Genomic DNA, 19,024 nt, shown 5'->3' on the forward strand with positions numbered 1-19,024 from the left:
ATCTATAAATTAAGATTAAACTAGTTAATTTGGTTTTGGAGTTCCTACCAGCTAATACTAGAGCATGAACTAAACTTGGCACTTCTTATTGTCTATTAAATTGTCACCTCAAAACATAGCAGACGCTGAATCCGACGTGCAGATATAACTCAACAGATTTAAGAGCGATAGCACAGTCAAAACGTTAAAATACGCGCTCATGCCGCAATATGTGGAAGTAATTAATTAAACGAAGTCTTAAATCGATTTATGTTTGAATTCGAAAACCGTATATAAAATATTATTTAAACACGGTAGTTACATCGCACCCTTTAAAAGGTTTACTGCAAGTTAACTATAAAAACGTATCGAAAAATCAATGAGGTCTTGCTCAGGTATTGGTTTACTAAAATAATACCCTTGAGCAAAATCACAACCAAGTTCTTTTAATATTGTGAGTTGTTCTTGAGTTTCAACTCCTTCAGCAACCACTCTTAACCCTAAACCATGCGACATTGCAATTGTTGCCTCTACTAAGCTGTAGTCTTCATTGTTTTCAGTAATCCCCCCAATAAAACCACGATCTATTTTTAATACATTAAACGGGTATTGCCTTAAGTAGCTAAGTGATGAATAACCCGTCCCAAAATCATCCATGGATAGAATAACCCCTAAATTTGTGATGTTGGTTAAAGTGTCAGTAATGGTGGACTCTCCAGTCATCAACACTCCTTCTGTAATTTCAAGCTCAAGGTTTTTAGGCTCAATATTCGCATTTAATAACGATGTTTTAATAAAGTTAAACAGACTTAAATCTTTAAATTGACTTGGAGATAAATTTACAGCGATAGTAAAATCTTTATTTAACTTTTCTACGTTTTTCCATCGTTTGAGTAAGTGAAGTGATTCTTTAATAACAAACTCACCAATAGAAATAATTACGCCTGTTTTTTCTGCAATAGGGATAAACTCATCTGGTGCCACGCTACCGAGTACAGGGTTTAGCCACCGTAGTAATGCCTCTGCGCCTGTAATTTCATTGTTTTTAACATCAAATTGCGGTTGGTAATAAAGGATAAACTCCTTTCGCTGTAGAGCACCTCGCATTTGCTCTTCTATTGCTAGGCGTCGTTGAATAACGGTATTCATTTGACTGGTAAAAAACGAATATGTGTTGCGCCCCAGTGCTTTTGCCTGATACATCGCTGTATCTGCATTTCTCAGTAAATCAGAAGCCGTTTTGCCGTTATCTGGAAATATTGCCACACCAATACTAATTGTTAACATTAACTCACGGCCTTCAATTGTGAAGGGGTCTCTAAAATTTTGTAGAATCTTTTCAGCAATACCCACTGCATTTTGCTGAGTAGAAATTCCTTTAGACAGAATTATAAATTCATCTCCTCCTAGTCGACCAATTGTATCTGCTTTTCTCAAAGCGCTTTGCAGGCGGTTAGCTGTTTCAATCAAAACCTTATCGCCAGCCTCATGGCCAAGTGAATCATTTATTTTTTTAAAGTCGTCTAAATCTAAAAAAAATATCGCGGCTTTTTCATCATTGCGATCGGCTTCTACTGTTACCTGTGATAATCGATCGAGGGCTAGTAAGCGGTTTGGTAATTGTGTAAGGCTATCAAAATAAGCTTGTTTACGAATTAATTGTTCTGATTGGTGTTGTTCGGTTATATCTCGAATAATTATCATTATTTGGTCATACTTAGAGACTTTATTTATCCTTGCCTCAAAGTAGGCTAAGCCTTGGCGTACTGTAAGCTCATATTTAAATGTCACCATCTCTTCTTGTTCGATTGCTTTAGCGATATGTATTTCAAATTTTTTTGCAACACCCTTTGGTAAAATATCAAGCATACTATTACCAATAAACTTTTCAGGGGATACATAAAGGGTATTTTTGTTATTAGTATGGTAATCAATGATGATTCCATCATGATCCATTAAAAAGAGTAAATCAGGGATTGCTTCAAAGATTGTTTTCAGCATTTGCTCTTTAAAAGTAGCAATGGCTTGGGCCTTTTTTACATCCGACAAATCAATGTCTATACAATACATTTGCTTGACTTTAAATTCATTTTCAAACATTACGTGGCTTGAATAAACGTATATATCAGTTCCATTTTTATGCTTAAGTAGTATTTCTGCAGCGGGTATTGCTACGCCTTCATTTATCCACTTTGTATGAGCCTCAACTACCATGTCTTTCATCGGAGCGGGTACGATAAGGTCTTCTAACTTATTTCCAAATGCTTCCTCTGATTTAAACCCATAAAGTAATTCACTTCCCTTGTTCCAATACACAACTCGTCTTTGTTCATCATAACCTTGCACTGAAATTGAATTTACACTTTCAAATAGTTGGTGCAATGAATCGTTAGTAACAAACTGTTTAGATAATTGATTAACAACCGTGTTGGAACTCATATTGTGGTTATCTCCTATAAAATTTTCTCATTTTATAATAGAAGTTAATTGTTGAATTTCCATACACATATATTCAAAAGTAAGCTTAAGTGTATTATTCACTGTTAAAATAATAATAAAGGAGCCTTAGCTCCTTTATTAGTGTTGTTAAATTCTATTTAACATCATTTGGGTGTTCAACTCCCATCCATGCTTTGAAGCGTGCTTTTTGATCTGTAGTTGCTTGGGGATTTGCTGTTACCTTTTTGGGCTTATCAAACTTTTCAGTTAACACTAAGGTAAGGCTTTGCAGTGAATCACGACGAATAAAGTCAATGGTTACCTTATCTGACGGACTAAAGGTTTCAAGGGTCGACTTCAGATCTTTTCCTACATGATGCTTGTTTATAGCTACGATTTTATCGTTGGTCGTTAATCCCGCTTTCCACGCACTACCACCACGTTGAACATGTGTTAATGTTAAAAGCTGCCCGGTATTTTTAGCTACTGCATCTATGCTGGCAACAGCCTTAGCGTCTTTGGGTCGCTCAAAAACCAAACCTACTTTATTGAGTAATTCGTCAAAATCAATTTTTGCAGGTGAATCAACATACTCTTTCCACCAGTTTGAATAATCGAGACCCGTCAGGTTTTGTAAAATGCTTAGTACGTCTTTTTCATTAAAACCTAATGGTAACTTATGGTTGTTATAGAGTGCTTTATGCACATCCCGGTAACTGACTTTACCTGCTGTTTTTTCTAATAGGTTTATATCAAGGACCATTGAGAGCAATGAACCCTCTGAATAAATATTTGTACTGTAATTACGTCCGTGATCTCCACCTTGGTTAATCCACTTGTCAAAACTTGTTTCACTGGCACTTTGAACGTCTCTACCTGGTGTTTGTAAGTGTCGATTTATGGTTTTTGTCAATCCATTAAAAAACTCATCAATCGTCTCAATTTTTGAGCGTACTAACAAATGATCCTCAAAGTAACTTGTTGAACCTTCTGCTATCCAAAGTAATTTTGAATAATTCATATTAGTGTAATCGTAAGGTACCAACCCCTCTGGACGATATGCTTTTACATTCCAAGTATGAATAAATTCGTGGGCAGCGGTACTAATAAAGCCTAAATAATCTTCGCGGCTACCAAAACGGCCGCGTGGGCGTTGAATTATGGTCGAATTTAAATGCTCAGTTGCCCCCCCTGCGCCAGACGTTGCATGCACCATAAATACATAGCGTTCATACGGGTAGCTATCCCAAATTACATTACCTGTTGTGACTAGGTTTTTGAGATCACGCAGCATTAATTCAACGTCGTAGTTCCCCTCGCCCCAAATTACCAATTCGTACTCACGCCCATCAACGCTAAAGGAATGGAGTTGGTTAATACCTGTTTCAATAGGCGAGTCCACGAGTACATCGTAATTAGATGCTATAAACGAGTGTGTTGAATTTAAATTAGCCATCCCAGAAACAGAACGCCACAGTTTAGGAACCTCTAATTTAACCGTTACAGGCTCTTGACGAAATGATTCGCTGAACATAAAAAAGCCAGAAGCATCTATAAAAGCATGGCTATCATCAATGTGGCGAGCACGCTTACCTAGTTCATTGGCGTAAACCTGATAACCTACACTTACTTCTGTGGGTGTATCAATATGGACACGCCATGTACTGTGATCAATTTTTTCCCACTTTAGAGGATTACCCTCTTTATCCGTTGGGTTAAAATAACGTACTCCATTGGCAAGATTAAGGACTTCATAACGGCCGGTGCGCCAAGAAGGTAATTTAATATCAAGATGAGCTTGTGCTGACTTAGGAAATTGAACGCGAACATCACCAAGATGATGCTGAGGCTCATCGATACTCAATGAGTAGTCAACATCAGCAAAAGCAGATGCCGATAATGCAGCACAAATTGATAAAACTAATAACTTTTTCATATAAACTCTATTTAAGACCTTGATTGCAGCCAAGGTTATCAAGCGAACATTTAAATGTGAATTAAAAGCGATAAACCCTCATGTATACGAGTTTGTACGCACAAGGCTAATAAAAATATAGAGTTTTTACCGAGATAACTACACTTAATATAAATTTGTTGTAGACTTAGAGTAACAAAATTACAAATCATGGTGGCTGCCTAGGTGTCAGAAAAATCTACTGCTACAGAGAGAAAACTAAAACAAGCAATTGGTGCGCGCATGGCACTGGAAGACGCGCGAAAACATCAAGTAGACACCCTCTCTATTTTTTCATCTAAATTATCCTTAGCGTGTAAGGGTCTTGACACAGAACTTGACAACAGACTTGCTAACTTTAGAAGTGCACTCAACAAAGGCGTTGGTTTTGATGATTTATCCCCTTTAATTGACGAAACAATAAAGCTGTTAAAAAAACAAGAGTCCATTCAACTTTCGCAACAACGTGACCTACAAGAAAGTGTTTTATCAGCGGGCAGACAACTCCAAAAAACCAAAGGCTTGCCAGAAGGCACACGCCGTTCATTAAGAAATTTACTCGATCACGAAATGAATAACGTTCATTCCACTCATGACTTTATTCCGTTACTGGAAAAATTAATTAGCTTTTATCACCATGCGCTAAACACAAAACTACGTGCAGATAGCAAGATTACTTGTGAAGCGACGCCTGCATTAGCACAAAAACTACTTGAACTCGCTAACGACTTAGTTCTTGAAGATGAAGCAACAATAGAAATTAAGCGTATTAAAAGCATCATATCTGAAAGCGATAATTTAGGCTCTTTGCTCGATACGGCCATAAACATAATTACTGTTGTCGTAAAAAATATAAATAAAGAACGCGAGTCAGCTCAAAGCTTTTTATCATCGCTTAACCAGACAATTGAAGAACTTCACAAATCAATAGTCGCTACAAGTAAACATTCGACGTCAATGGGGGCTGAGTTTGAGACCCTCAATAAAAATATTAAAAGTAAAATAGAAAACTTAAACGAAAAAACACAATCCGCTACTTCTATTTCATCTTTAAAAGAGCTTGTTGATAATGAACTAAAGTCGTTGACTCAAGACTTTATGGCAAAAGAAAAACTAGAACGCCAAGACAGGGAAATACTTGTATCGAGTTTTAATGAGATTAATGGCCGTATTGGTACGCTTGAAACAAAACTAACAAAATACAAAAAGCGCTTAAACGATCAACGCTTTAAAAGCCTACTAGACGGCTTAACAAAATTACCTAATAGAGCCGCTTTTGACGAACGCTATAACCACGAAATGCATTTATTTAATGTTCAGCAATCAAATGTTACGCTAGTCGTTATAGATGTTGATCATTTTAAATCAATAAACGACAGGTTTGGCCATACAGCTGGCGACATTACGTTGCAAGTGATCGCAAAAGCATTACAAAAGTCGATACGAAAATCTGATTTTATAGCGCGATATGGCGGTGAAGAATTTGTCTTATTAATGAGTGAAACCACTGTTGACAATGCAGTTGCACCGCTTGAAAAACTCAGAAAAGTTATTAAAAATATTCCGTTTAAATTTAAAGATAAGCAAATTGAAATAACTATCTCCGTAGGCGCTACGCAGTTAAAAAAAGGGGATACCCCAATTAAAGCTTTTGATAGAGCTGACGATGCTTTGTATGAAGCCAAAAATACTGGTAGAGACCGCCTTTGTATAAGTAAATAATGCCATACGGGTATAAATAATGTATGGCTCAGTAGTAATTTACATAAATAGCAAGGAGTACGCCCATGTTAATACAGTTAAACCCAACTGGTGTATTAGATTTACTATCTCAGTTAGAGGTTGATTTATTAGAACAATCCTCAACTAGCGAGCGTTATAAACTATTTAGAAATTGTGTATTAGCGGTACTCAATGTAGGCAGCCATACCGACGAAAGTTCGCAAATATACGACAAGTATAAAGACTTTGACATTCGCTTACTCAGCCGAGAGCGCGGAATAAAAATTGAGCTTGAAAACCCACCTCAAACTGCCTTTGTAGATGGTGAAATAATCACCGGTATACACGAACACATATTTTCAGTTATCCGCGATATTTTATTTATTTGTCAAAAGTACGAAAAAGATCTAAAAGAACAAAAAGCCATTACTCATATGGTGTTTGACATGCTTAGAAATGCGCATGCGCTTCGTGTAAATAGCGAGCCCAATATGGTGGTTTGTTGGGGCGGGCATTCAATAAACGAAATTGAGTATAAGTATACCAAACAAGTAGGTTATGAATTGGGCCTGCGTGGATTAAATATTTGTACTGGTTGCGGACCTGGTGCAATGAAAGGTCCAATGAAAGGCGCTACTATAGGCCATGCAAAACAACGTATTAAAAACAATCGTTATTTAGGACTAACAGAGCCCAGCATTATTGCAGCAGAACCCCCTAACCCAATAGTAAACGAACTCGTTATATTGCCAGATATAGAAAAACGGTTAGAAGCATTTATACGCACAGCCCATGCAATTATTATATTTCCAGGCGGTGCGGGCACTGCCGAAGAATTATTGTATTTATTAGGCATTTTATTGCATCCAGATAACGAAAAGCAGTGCTTACCCGTTATTTTAACCGGACCAAAACAAAGCAAAGATTACTTTGAAAAACTGTGCGAATTTATTGAAATGACGCTCGGAAAAGAAGCGCTAGACAAATTTGAAGTTATTATTGACGATCCCAGTTTAGTTGGACAAAAACTAAAATCTAAAATGGCTAATGTTCGCGAGTATAGAAAAAGTGAGGGCGATGCATACTATTTTAATTGGACGCTTAAAATTGATAACGATTTTCAGCAGCCCTTTGCACCTACACATGAAAACATGGCAAACCTAGATTTACACTTGGATCAACCAAAACAACAGCTTGCAGCAAACTTACGACGTGCGTTTTCGGGTATTGTTGCCGGTAATGTTAAAGATGAGGGAGTACGCGCTATTAAACAACATGGACCTTATACTCTCAGTGGTGAACCTGCATTAATGCAAGATATGGATGTACTTTTACAAGCCTTTGTTGACCAAGGCCGCATGAAATTACCTGGCAGTAAGTATACTCCGTGTTACAAAATAAAAGCATGAGTCATATAGTTTGAAACCCCATTTATTATTAATTGATGCGCTTAATTTAATTAGGCGCATTTATGCAGTTGATGTAAACCAAAAACACAACAACGAAGACCAATTAATACTTACGTGCAGTGAGCGTGTAGCGCAAGCATGCAAAAAATTGCTTCGCATAACGCAAGCAACGCATGCAATTGCAGTGTTTGACGGAGATAAAAGTTGGCGCTATCACTTTTATGAACATTACAAACACTCAAGAGCCCCGATGCCCGAAACACTAAAAGGTGCGTTACATCATTTTAAATCAGCAATTGAGGAAACCGGTATTATTGTGTTTGAACCAATAAATGATGAAGCTGATGATATTATTGCTACGCTTGCTTGCAAAGCCGCTGATAAAAAAATAATGAATACGATTGTATCTACTGACAAGGGATTTTTACCGTATTTAAACAATGAAATACAGATTTATGATTATTTTAAAAGGCAGTATTTAGATGAACCCACAATGGAAGAGCGCTTTGGTGTAGAAAAAAATAAACTCGTCGATTTTTGGGCACTTGCAGGCGATAAAACGAATGACATACCTGGTGTAAAAGGAGTTGGTATAAAATCAGCTCAGCAGCTTGTTAATAATTACACCTCTATAAATGAAGCATTGAGTGATGAATTACTAAACACAGCGCTACGCAAAAAACTTGAAGCCAATATGGACATGTTCGTTATATCTAAACAATTGGTTAGTTTAAGAACAGATATAAATTTAGGGTTTAGTTTAAAGCAGCTTAGGCTTAATTAGTCGCAAGTAAATAGCGTGTATTTATAACAAAACGTATACTAATACCCGTGGTAGCATTTAAGGTAAATAGTGTTGAAAAAGTTTATACGGTATTTAATTTTAGGGTTGGGGCTATACGCGCTCATTGCAACCTTAGTGATTGCTTTTTACAAAGACGATCCACAAGCAATGATTTGGCAAGATCGAGAATCATTTAATAAGCGCTACATTGAAAAGCTTTCGCTAGATTCTCAAACTACACTCAACACCGTACTTGATTACCTTGGTAGCCCAGACTTAACATTTGCCAAGCGCGATAATGAACAAGTATTACAAATTATTTTTTATCGCACACAGCATATTACGTCAGACGGTATAACAACGATGGATGAATGCACAGGCTTATTATTTAAAAATGGCCAGCTAATTTTATGGGGACCAAGTGCATACAGTAAATATCAGGAAGAAATTAGGTGAAGGCATAATGGATGAGCCCCTTGCAAATCGTTTAAAACAACTGCACGAAAATACGCAGCGTTTTTTAATTGGCTATAATAATAAAGACCATTGGCAAGCCTTATACCCTATGGCCTGTAAATTAGCCGAACAGTATAGAGTCTTATACGAACACTGCCCTAATGCACTACTATCCAAATTAACGTTATTTAATTCCCACTACAGCTATTCAACTAATTTAGTGATAAGCCAGTGTGTCATTACTGCAAGCTTATGTGCTAGCCAAAATTACGACAAAAAACTAACCGAACTTTACATAAACGCCGCACTTGTGGAGCATTTGTGTGTCTGCTCGCAACTAAACAAGCTAGCTGAACAATCTGAATTTAGTGCTAACGATAAAAAGATTTGGCAGCTGCGCCACCAATTTGCAGCAAAAATAATGTTAAGCTGTGGCAATAGCGCTGCACCGATTACACATATACTCGCAAAACTAAATAAATATAAGCAAGCTCTCGTAAATACACCAAAGATAATGCTTTACGATGGTGGAATTACGCTTGTTGCACTCGCTAATATAATAGCAATGAATATAACCCATACCCCTGCTAAAAAGCACATAAGCTTTTATCAGGCCTTGTCCGATTTATATTTACGCACGCCAAATATTTTTGCACAACATTTAATTAAATCTTACGTTGCCCACGTAGGGGCATTTTTGGCTGGTAGCCGAGTTGTGTATCAAGATCAAAATATGGTTTATCTAGCAACCGATAAACAAAACAGGCATATAATAGTTACCCCTGAAAATAAACAAAAATTAGCTTGGTTTAGAGTAAAAGCGACATTAAAAGACAACCCCAAACAATGGAAATGTGCAGATAAAAAGCTTCTATACAGTGTATGGAACAGCGAACATATTACTATTAACGAGCCAAGCAGTTTAGATAAACCAAGGCAACTAATTGAGTTAATTAGTCAAATTAAAGTTAACCAAGAATATAGTTTTAAAGGTTTGAATAAAATAATGGCTCATCACCCTGAGATTATTGCGCGAGTATGTGAAGCCGTTAAACCTTATAATAAAGAACATCAAGCAGCTAAAGATCTGCGCCATAGCTTGTCTATGGTTGGATACAATAATGCGCCTGCTATTATTCAGCGCGTCGTATTTGAGCAATTGGTTAATTCAACACCCCATCCACTACAAAAGTTTATATTAAATCGACTAGACTGTTTGGTAAAAATAATGGCTTTATTGGTAACACACAATAAGCAGTATCAATTTGAGCACATCACTTTACCTTTGTACGCATATACTCATTTTTTGTTAACCCAATGCAGTACTCGCTTAACACGAAAAATAGCTATCGATGAAGTGCCAAACAAAACGTTAAGCACTCCATTTAGTGCATTTTTTGGTGTAGCTAATATTAATAATGAGCATATTAAAGCATTGCTTTTGCAATTACTAAGCGATAACCCTTGGGCAAACACGTTGTTACAGGCAGAGCAAACAGCAAAAAAACAGCTAACAAATGAGCATAAGCTATGGGTTGCTTTAAAAGTGATTGCACAACGGGTTTTCAAACCTGAGCTAAAATTAACCCCATGGCAACAGCAAACTCTGAGTGAGCAACTAAGACTAAATGGCTGGGATGATGAGCGACCTTTTTACGCCCAATTAGCGGGTTTACAAATATATAACAATATTTAGTTCGTTTATTACCACTATAAATAGAAATTATACCCATTATTTATTCTATAAACTGGCAAAATAAGTGGTAAATTGGTATAAATGCGCCCTTAAAATTTTCAATCATTCACATAAATGACCTAACAAGCAGTTACTCTTTTAGAGTAATTTTTTATGTGCACATCAAACTCTTTAAAGGAAACGTTAATGGCCAAACAAACCATCACAGTGATCAAAGGCGACGGCATCGGTCCGAGCATCATCGACTCAGCACTTGAAATACTAAAAGCCGCAGGATGCGATTTTGATTATGAATTTGTTGATGCTGGCCTAGCCGCTCTTGAGAAAACAGGTGAGTTACTTCCACAAGAGACGATCGATACCATTGCTAAAAACAAAATTACACTTAAGGGTCCATTAACTACCCCTGTAGGTGAAGGTTTTACGTCTATTAACGTAACACTGCGCAAGCAATTTGGGTTATACGCAAACGTTCGCCCTGTAAAATCATTTGTGGGCACTAAAGCCCGTTACGATGATATTGACATCATCACTATTCGTGAAAACACACAAGGCATGTACTCAGGTGCAGGCCAAGTAGTGAGTGAAGATGGCAATGAAGCTGAAGCAAAATCAGTAATAACACGTGAAGGCGCTGAAAAAATTGTAACATTTGCTTATGAACTTGCAGTGCGTGAAGGCCGTAAAAAAGTAACCGCTGTTCACAAAGCAAATATTTTAAAGTCTACGTCTGGCTTATTTTTAAAAGTTGCTCGTGAAGTAGCTGAGCGTTACCCACAAATTGAATCAACAGAAATGATTGTTGATGCAACCTGTATGAAGCTTGTAATGACACCTGAAGAGTTTGATGTAGTTGTTACTACAAACTTATTTGGTGACATTTTATCAGACCTATGTGCTGGCTTAGTGGGCGGTTTAGGTATGGCACCAGGTGCAAATATTGGCGAAGATGCTGCAATTTTTGAAGCTGTGCACGGTAGCGCGCCAGATATCGCAGGTAAAAACCTAGCAAATCCAACTTCTGTAATTTTAGCATCTATTCAAATGTTAGAGCACTTAAATATGGGTGACACAGCAGAGCGTATACGCAGCGCCGTTGCTGATGTAATCAAATCAGGTGACCGCACTACACGTGATTTAGGTGGCAGCCACGGAACAACTGATTTCACACAATCAGTGATTGACCGTCTGTAATTTAATAGGACGTTCAAAAAAGCCAGCGTTTAATGCTGGCTTTTTTATGCCGTTTAAAAACGTTTTGACCTAATTGAAATTAACAACATTAAAATTAATAACCCGCCAAGCGCCCCGCCACTAGAGCTTGAACCATTATTATTTTCTGGCTGCGCTACAGTTACAGACAAGTTTTCACTGATAACCTCCCCCGTATTTGTGTCTGTTATGGTTAAAGCCACAGAGTAACTGCCAGCACTTTGATACGTATGACGTGGGTTTTGAACTTGAGATAGGTCGCTGCCGTCACCAAAATCCCAAGTGTAAGCATAATTTTTAAAGCCACCTATTACATCGGCATTAAATTGAACCGTTAAGTTATTCGTTGAAAAAGTGGTATTAACTGCTAGTGGAACATTAACGTTTACATTTACATTTTGAGATACCGACACCCCTTGGTCATCAGTCACGGTAAACGACACTGAATAATCACCCGAGTATAAATAGTTATGTGAAACGCTTTGTGATGCTAACGAACTGCCATCGCCTAAATTCCACTGGTAACTGTACGGCGCTAACCCTCCTTCAACGTCAGCTTGTGCTGTTAATAGCCCTTGTGTTGTTTCATAATCAATTGCAGTGATACTCAGGGGAGCAACAATGGTTACTGTCGTTGTTGCTGTCTGCTCATCGTTACCGTTACTTGCCGTAAATGTAACATCATAGCGTCCGTAACCTTCAAAAACGTGCGAGGGGGATAATTCAGAACTTGTTTTTCCGTCACCAAAGCCCCAAATAAACGTGTCAGATGGTGAAAGCGATAACCCTTCTACTTTAAAATCAGCTGTGAAATCTGAGAGTGAGTAACTAATACCATTTAATGGCTCATAATTTAATAATATTTCAATGCTTCCATTATTGCTTTCTTGGTTTGTGAGCGTAAAACCAAAACCAACTTGTGGTAATTTAACACCCGATTCTGCTTGTTCTGCAAAGCTGAAGTCCGTCTTATCGCTAAAAGAACTAATAGCAGATAAGTCATTATCTCCTAGCCCAGCTCGCTGAGCATAAAGACTGAATCCGGCATCTCGTACCTGAATAGCTGTATTTGCTGGTGATTGCGTGCCTCCTTTATTGATAGCACGCTGATCTGCGTCAACAACCAATGCAAAACCACTGCCGGGGTGCTCAGTTGTATTGTTATCAGTGTGCGACTCATCGCTGTACCACAGTAATAACCCCGGCGAGTAACCTTCTTTTTGCAATCCACTATCTACACCCGAATAGTCACGCAACTGCAGGTAGTAATACGATGGCCTAGCAAATACATAACTACCCACCTTTGAAAAGCCGGCTAAGGTGATAGTGCTTTGAGTTTCTGCGTTATTTTGCCAAATTAATGAACCACTTTGCTCAATACGCATATCGTCAATAACAAAGCCATAATAGTGCGTATTAGCGTCTGTTAAGTATTGTACTTGCAACTCTATTGTTTGCCCTGCATAAGCAGATAAATCAAATTGGTGTATTAAATAACCGTTAGGAAGCTGCGCATCAGCATTTAAAAATGAATCGCCTGTAATATAAGGGCCAATATTGCCATAGTAAGGGTTTATAGATTGTGTATAGTTACCAGCAATAGGCATACCATTAACCTTTATTTGGACTAGGTCGTAATCTTTCTCAATGCTATAAAAGGCAACAAAGCTCAGCATAAGCGACTCAGTTGTACTTGGTAAATCAATGGTATTTACTAAACTCGTATTAAGATTATCGCCAGTATTTGAATAATATTGAAAAACACCTTCTACCGGGGTTTTAAATTTTTCAAGTCTTGGTGGTAATGTAACCTTTATTTGGCTTTGTGATATAGACGTACTTGCTGCATTATTTATCACTTGCACAGCATTGGCATTAATCTCATCCATATCAAGGCTAAGCTGGTTTACCCAATTACCTTGGTAGCGTGTTTGTAGATACTCTAGCGCATAAGGGCTGAACATGACCGGCTCAGACCCTCTGGGAGAGCCCGCCCACGTACCTGATGACATAACAGACCATGAAGCAACGGGTTCACCAACCGTATTAGACTGTAAATCATATTCATCCTTTAAACCTAAATCGTGTCCAAACTCATGAACAACAACACCAATGGCTGCATCGATAGGGTTTATTGTGTAACCAAATAGCTTAATGTCACTACCAACAACTTCAGAAGGTTGGCTATTTTCGTCTAAAACATAAAAGCGATGTGACCAAATAGCATCAGTGGCTAAATAACCACCGCCCGACTCTTCACCAATACTAGAATGAAAAATCATAACATGATCGATTATCCCATTTGGCTCATCGGTAATACCGTCACCGTCTATGTCATCAAGGTCGGTTAGATCATAGTCTGCTAAATTAATATTAAATTGGGCAACCGCTTTTTCCACAGCTTCTTTTACTAAGCTTGGAGCGTTTTTATCTCGGGTGGAGCCTAAACGTTCACCGTAAAATTTAGCATTATTATTTGCAGTTACCCACCCGTAAACTTGCCCTTCAAAATTTAAGCTGTTGCCCGAAGCAGCTGCATAATACTCAGCTGCAGACGAAAGAGTCTCTCCATTAGGACCTTCATATCCACTGAGATTAAACAACATCTGCTGGTAATGTTCGGCTGAGTAATCGGCATAAAACATGTCTGTATCTTGAGGAGTTAACTGGTTTTCGTCGTGTTTTAAGTCAGGAAAATCAATTAAAATAGTTAGCACTTTAACTGTATTTACTCGCTCATCAGGAACTAAGCCTGTTGAAAAACTCGGTTGTTGTTTAAACAAGGCCTTATTTTGTAACGAGTTATACGATGATATGCCTGATGATTGACGAAACCCATTTTTTAAAGGCAGTTGCAGTGGTGATTGATTACTGATGAATTCATTATAAGAAGCTTCTAACTCATCGGGAGTTAAACCCTCTTTTTTATTAAGCCAATACAAAATACGTTCTTTGTTAGTCACCCCTAAATCGTGCGGAGTCGGTGCTTTAGCAGTAGCGATAGTGCTAAAAAACAGAGTAAAAAAAGTAAGTAACGCTATTTTGTTCACTGTGTGTTCCTCAAACAGATTGTTAGACACATCATACCTAATAACAATCATTTAAACAGGTTATAAACTAGCTTAAAGTATATGCTAGCAACCTATTTTTGCTTAAGCCTAAAACAACAGTAAGTAAATGAAAATAAACAAATTGCATATTATCTCCTTAAAACCTTTAAATACCATTCAAATAAAGCATTAAAAAGCCAAAAAGGCCCAGCAAATGAATTTAAAATGCAAAAATACACATTCAAGGTTGACATGCACACCTAAAACACTTAAAAATAGCCCTATACAAAATTTCACATCAAAGCAGTGTTTTGCTAAGTAGAGTAAATAACTATGAAAACACAATTTAATCTTCTAGTCGTTCTCGTACTGGTCTTAGTAATAAGCCCAGCGGGGATGTATTAAAAGGTAATACTGCTTTTTAAAAACCCTCGCTTTAAGCGGGGGTTTTTTTATGCACAAAAAGCGCAGAGGAATGAGGATGAGCAAACAAGAGTATAATGGCTCTGAACTAGTCGTTCAGGCATTAAAAGAATTAAAAGTAAAATATATATTTGGCTACCCTGGTGGCTCGGTATTGGATTTATACGATGCACTTTTTCAACAAAATGACATTGAACACATTTTAGTTAGGCATGAGCAAGCAGCAACACACATGGCTGACGGTTATGCACGTGCTACCGGAGAAGTCGGTGTCGTTCTTGCTACCTCAGGCCCTGGTGCAACAAATTGTATTACGGGTATTGCAACCGCTTATATGGACTCGATTCCAATGGTTGTATTATCAGGACAAGTACCCACTAGTTTAATTGGTGACGACGCCTTCCAAGAAACAGACATCGTTGGCTGCTCTCGCCCAATTGTAAAACACAGTTTTAACTGCAGAAGCGCGCAAGAAATTCCAGCTATTTTGGCAAAAGCGTTTTATATTGCAAGCACTGGCCGCCCTGGCCCTGTTGTAGTTGAGCTACCAAAAGATATGCTAAATCCGACAATCAAATTTGAATACGACTTTCCTACAACAACTGAGCTTCGAACATATAGCCCAAATACAAAAGGCCACTCAAAACAAATTAGAAAAGCAGTGGCTGCTATTTTGGAAGCTAAAAAGCTAGTTATATACTCTGGTGGCGGGATTATTATTTCAAACACATCTGAGCAATTAACTCGATTAGTAGAATCATTAAATGCGCCCATAACTAACACCTTAATGGGGCTTGGTGGTATATCAGGAGTCCACCCTAATTTTATTGGTATGCTAGGGATGCACGGTACTCTAGAAGCAAACAAAGCGATGGCTAACGCCGACGTTATACTCGCATTAGGTGCCCGCTTTGATGATCGGGTGACAAATAATGTTAAAAAATTCTGCCCTAACGCCACTATTGTTCATGTTGATGTAGATCCAACATCGATTTCTAAAACCATTAAAGCACATATCCCTGTTGTAGGCTGTTTAGACACGGTACTTAAACAACTACAAGACGGCATAGATAAAAGCACAATCCAAATAGATCGCAGTGCACAAGAGGATTGGTGGCGACAAATTATTAGCTGGCGTGAACAAAAATGTTTGGGATATAAACAACAACCATCTGAAAAAATTAAACCTCAAGCCGTTATTGAAGCCCTTTATAAAGCAACTGAAGGAGAAGCTTACATCAGTTCTGATGTTGGGCAACACCAAATGTTTGCAGCACAATATTACCCATTTAAGTACCCTCGCCAATGGATAAACTCTGGTGGCCTAGGCACTATGGGCTTTGGTTTACCTGCCGCTATGGGTGTTAAGCTTGCATTTCCTGATAAAGAGTCAGTATGTGTAACGGGCGATGGCTCTATTCAGATGAATATTCAAGAACTTTCTACGTGCTTACAGTACAACTTAGCGGTTAAAGTGGTTTCTCTCAATAACCGTTCATTAGGAATGGTTCGTCAATGGCAAGATATGGTGTATGGCGGACGTCATTCTTCCTCGTATATGGACTCGTTGCCTGACTTTATAAAATTAGTTCAAAGCTATGGCCACGTTGGCATTCAGGTAAACACGCTTGAAGAGCTCCAACCCGCTATTGATAAAGCAATGAGCATAACTGATCGTCTCGTATTTTTAGATATACTTGTAGACGAGAAAGAGCATGTATACCCAATGCAAATTAAATTAGGTGGCATTGACGAAATGTGGTTACGTAAAGGAGTAAAAGCATAATGCGTCGTATTTTATCGATATTATTAGAAAACGAACCCGGTGCACTATCTCGTATTGTAGGGTTATTTTCGCAACGGGCATACAACATTGATAGCCTAACAGTGGGTACCACTGACGATCAATCTTTGTCTCGTATTACGATAACAACAATGGGTGATGACCGAATTGTTGAACAAATTACCAAGCAAGTAAATAAGCTAGTTGATGTTCTAAAAATTATTGATTTAACTGAAATGAGCCACATTGAACGCGAACTACTTCTTGTAAAAGTATTTGCGCAAGATGAAACAACGCGTGCAGCGGTAACGCGTGTGGTCGATGTGTTTAAAGGTGATATTTTAGATATGGGGCGTCAGAGTTACAGCTTACAACTTGTAAGTAGCACAGATAAAATAGAATCATTTTTAGATACGTTACGCCATGAAACAGACATCATTGAAGTTGTGCGTTCAGGTGCAGTTGGAATTGGCAGAGGCGATAAAGCCTTAAAAGCCTAACTTTACTGATACGGAGCCGTTTAAATACGGCTTTTAGAATATAAAAAAAAAGGGCTTATTAGCCCTTTTTTCAATTAATTTGTAAAACCAATTATAGGTTTACTTGGTCTTTAAGACCTTTGCCTGCTTTAAAGCTTGGGATAGTTGCCGCTGCGATTTGGATCTCAGCACCCGTTTGAGGGTTACGGCCAGTGCGTGCTGCACGTTCTTTTACTGAGAAAGTACCAAAACCAACTAATGCTACTGAGTCACCTTCTTTAAGTGCAGAAGTTACAGCACCAGTAAATGCGTCTAGCGCACGGGTAGCAGCGGCTTTAGAAATTTCCGCGTCAGTAGCAATTTTTTCAACTAATTGAGCTTTATTCATTGTTAGATTCCTATTCGTTATTATTTTGCCTTCGCAAAACCTATCTTTATGTATTTTTTAAAAGTTAGCAACAGCAAATTGCAATTTTTAGTTAAAATCTTATAAAACACATAAAATTATATTAATTTCCGCTAAAATACAGCATCTTGTGTTAACAAAGACTTAATTTTTGTACAATTTTGGTGCGTGTTCATCAACATGTAAAAACTATATTTTTTCGATAACTAAGGTCACTTCCCCGACCTCGACACCAAACTTAACAATAGATGTGCGGTTAATCAAGCGTGATTGTGTTACCAAATACATCCAGTCATCAAAATTAACATCTAAAGTACTCCCGTCATAAGGAAGCTCAACGTTATAATTCCAATGAAATACACTGCCATCACTCTTACCTTTTGCTACACCAAGAACGTCATCAGCAGTACCTGTAAGCGTGTTATCATCGTTAAGGGTTATTTTCCAAATGCGTTTTTGTGTTTCACCATCATCATACACAAAATCTTCTTCTATAACGCCCTGGTTGCCCTCCCACGTAGCGTTCATGTCAACCACTAACTTACGGGTTAATTCACCTTTAAAGTCTTGCACTACGCCGTAGGCTTTTAATTTTCCGCTAAAGAACGTTTTAAAGTCAAAATTGGGGGTTGTTTTACTGTAATGCTCAACGCTAGGTGCAGAGCAGCTAACTAAAAGGAGCGCAAGTACGCACACAAAAGTCATTTTTAACGCGTTATTAATAGTCATTTTAATTCCCTAATAGTTTTTTTCTTAAAGCCGGTTCAGACGTATTTTCAGCTAACCAAATAGCTAAAAAATCACTCGAAAAGGCAATATCATCAATAACACCTACTTTTTCATCGTTAAACAAAAAAGTACTTTTGCCTTGTTCGTCTGTAACCAAGGTTAAAGAGTCGCCTTTGCTTATGTTTGGCCAAAGCGATAAAAGCTGCTTATCGTATTTATTAACTAAATCTTCCTTACCAATTAACTCCCACTGCTCATTAGTTGCTTTTATAATTTCTTTGGCTTCAAAATCACGTAAGTAGATAAGCTTAAATTTGACAGGGTGTTCACCCAAAGCATAATCGCCAGAAGGAGTATATAAGGTGGCGTCGTATACATCCCAAAACAAATACTCCATTCTACCCTCACCCACTTTGCTAAATTCAGCATTAGCAAAAGCAGAAGTACTTAATAATAGGTACAGCAAAGTCGTATTAATGAGTGCTTTCAATATTAAAGTCCTT

At 37.9% G+C, this 19,024-nt stretch carries 14 protein-coding genes; 8 read left to right on the forward strand and 6 right to left on the reverse strand.

Going from position 1 to position 19,024, the window contains the following annotated elements:
• Positions 1-330: 330 nt before the first annotated feature.
• Entirely contained in the window at positions 331-2,418 is a 2,088-nt protein-coding gene (locus tag AC27I2_RS08155) for a sensor domain-containing protein (RefSeq protein WP_219422221.1), read from the reverse strand.
• Positions 2,419-2,572: 154 nt separating this feature from the next.
• Positions 2,573-4,354, reverse strand: coding sequence for a M61 family metallopeptidase (locus tag AC27I2_RS08160; RefSeq protein WP_487203956.1), 1,782 nt, complete (start codon positions 4,352-4,354; stop codon positions 2,573-2,575).
• A gap of 204 nt (positions 4,355-4,558) precedes the next feature.
• Between AC27I2_RS08160 and AC27I2_RS08165 the strand changes: the two genes are divergently transcribed.
• The 6 genes from AC27I2_RS08165 to AC27I2_RS08190 all read left to right on the forward strand — a co-directional run bounded on the left by AC27I2_RS08165 (position 4,559) and on the right by AC27I2_RS08190 (position 11,633).
• Positions 4,559-6,094: a GGDEF domain-containing protein gene (locus AC27I2_RS08165; protein WP_058405155.1), complete on the forward strand. Its 1,536-nt coding sequence runs from the start codon at positions 4,559-4,561 to the stop codon at positions 6,092-6,094.
• A 65-nt stretch (positions 6,095-6,159) separates the two neighbouring features.
• Positions 6,160-7,503 (forward strand): nucleotide 5'-monophosphate nucleosidase PpnN, encoded by a 1,344-nt coding sequence (gene ppnN / locus AC27I2_RS08170; protein ID WP_058405154.1) that lies wholly within the window; start codon positions 6,160-6,162, stop codon positions 7,501-7,503.
• 10 nt (positions 7,504-7,513) lie between these two features.
• Positions 7,514-8,287, forward strand: coding sequence for a flap endonuclease Xni (gene xni, locus AC27I2_RS08175; RefSeq protein WP_058405153.1), 774 nt, complete (start codon positions 7,514-7,516; stop codon positions 8,285-8,287).
• Positions 8,288-8,356: 69 nt separating this feature from the next.
• The gene (locus AC27I2_RS08180) at positions 8,357-8,743 is read left to right on the forward strand and encodes a DUF3192 domain-containing protein (protein ID WP_058405152.1); all 387 of its coding nucleotides are present in this window, start codon (positions 8,357-8,359) and stop codon (positions 8,741-8,743) included.
• Positions 8,744-8,750: 7 nt separating this feature from the next.
• On the forward strand, positions 8,751-10,439 hold the full coding sequence (locus AC27I2_RS08185) for a hypothetical protein (RefSeq protein ID WP_487204146.1): 1,689 nt from the start codon (positions 8,751-8,753) through the stop codon (positions 10,437-10,439).
• A gap of 186 nt (positions 10,440-10,625) precedes the next feature.
• The gene (locus AC27I2_RS08190) at positions 10,626-11,633 is read left to right on the forward strand and encodes an isocitrate dehydrogenase (protein WP_006793428.1); all 1,008 of its coding nucleotides are present in this window, start codon (positions 10,626-10,628) and stop codon (positions 11,631-11,633) included.
• 53 nt (positions 11,634-11,686) lie between these two features.
• On the opposite strand, the gene AC27I2_RS08195 is transcribed toward AC27I2_RS08190, so the two are convergent.
• The gene (locus AC27I2_RS08195; RefSeq protein WP_487203957.1) at positions 11,687-14,701 is read right to left on the reverse strand and encodes an immune inhibitor A domain-containing protein; all 3,015 of its coding nucleotides are present in this window, start codon (positions 14,699-14,701) and stop codon (positions 11,687-11,689) included.
• Between the two features lie 481 nt (positions 14,702-15,182).
• Here AC27I2_RS08195 and AC27I2_RS08200 point away from each other — a divergent pair, with 481 nt between their 5' ends.
• Positions 15,183-16,910, forward strand: a complete 1,728-nt coding sequence (locus tag AC27I2_RS08200) for an acetolactate synthase 3 large subunit (RefSeq protein ID WP_487203958.1) — start codon at positions 15,183-15,185, stop codon at positions 16,908-16,910.
• Positions 16,910-17,407, forward strand: a complete 498-nt coding sequence (gene ilvN, locus AC27I2_RS08205; RefSeq protein WP_006793425.1) for an acetolactate synthase small subunit — start codon at positions 16,910-16,912, stop codon at positions 17,405-17,407. Before AC27I2_RS08200 ends, ilvN begins: the two co-directional genes overlap by 1 nt.
• Positions 17,408-17,498: 91 nt before the next feature.
• Here the strand turns inward: ilvN and AC27I2_RS08210 are convergent, their stop codons facing one another.
• From AC27I2_RS08210 to AC27I2_RS08220, 3 genes are all read right to left on the reverse strand, one after another.
• On the reverse strand, positions 17,499-17,774 hold the full coding sequence (locus tag AC27I2_RS08210; RefSeq protein WP_006793424.1) for an HU family DNA-binding protein: 276 nt from the start codon (positions 17,772-17,774) through the stop codon (positions 17,499-17,501).
• A gap of 207 nt (positions 17,775-17,981) precedes the next feature.
• Positions 17,982-18,521, reverse strand: coding sequence for a DUF3833 domain-containing protein (locus tag AC27I2_RS08215; protein ID WP_487203959.1), 540 nt, complete (start codon positions 18,519-18,521; stop codon positions 17,982-17,984).
• A 1-nt stretch (position 18,522) separates the two neighbouring features.
• Positions 18,523-18,999 (reverse strand): chalcone isomerase family protein, encoded by a 477-nt coding sequence (locus tag AC27I2_RS08220; protein ID WP_487204147.1) that lies wholly within the window; start codon positions 18,997-18,999, stop codon positions 18,523-18,525.
• Between the last annotated feature and the right edge of the window lie 25 nt (positions 19,000-19,024).

The sequence above is a fragment of the Pseudoalteromonas sp. NH0006-46 genome (assembly GCF_057547735.1).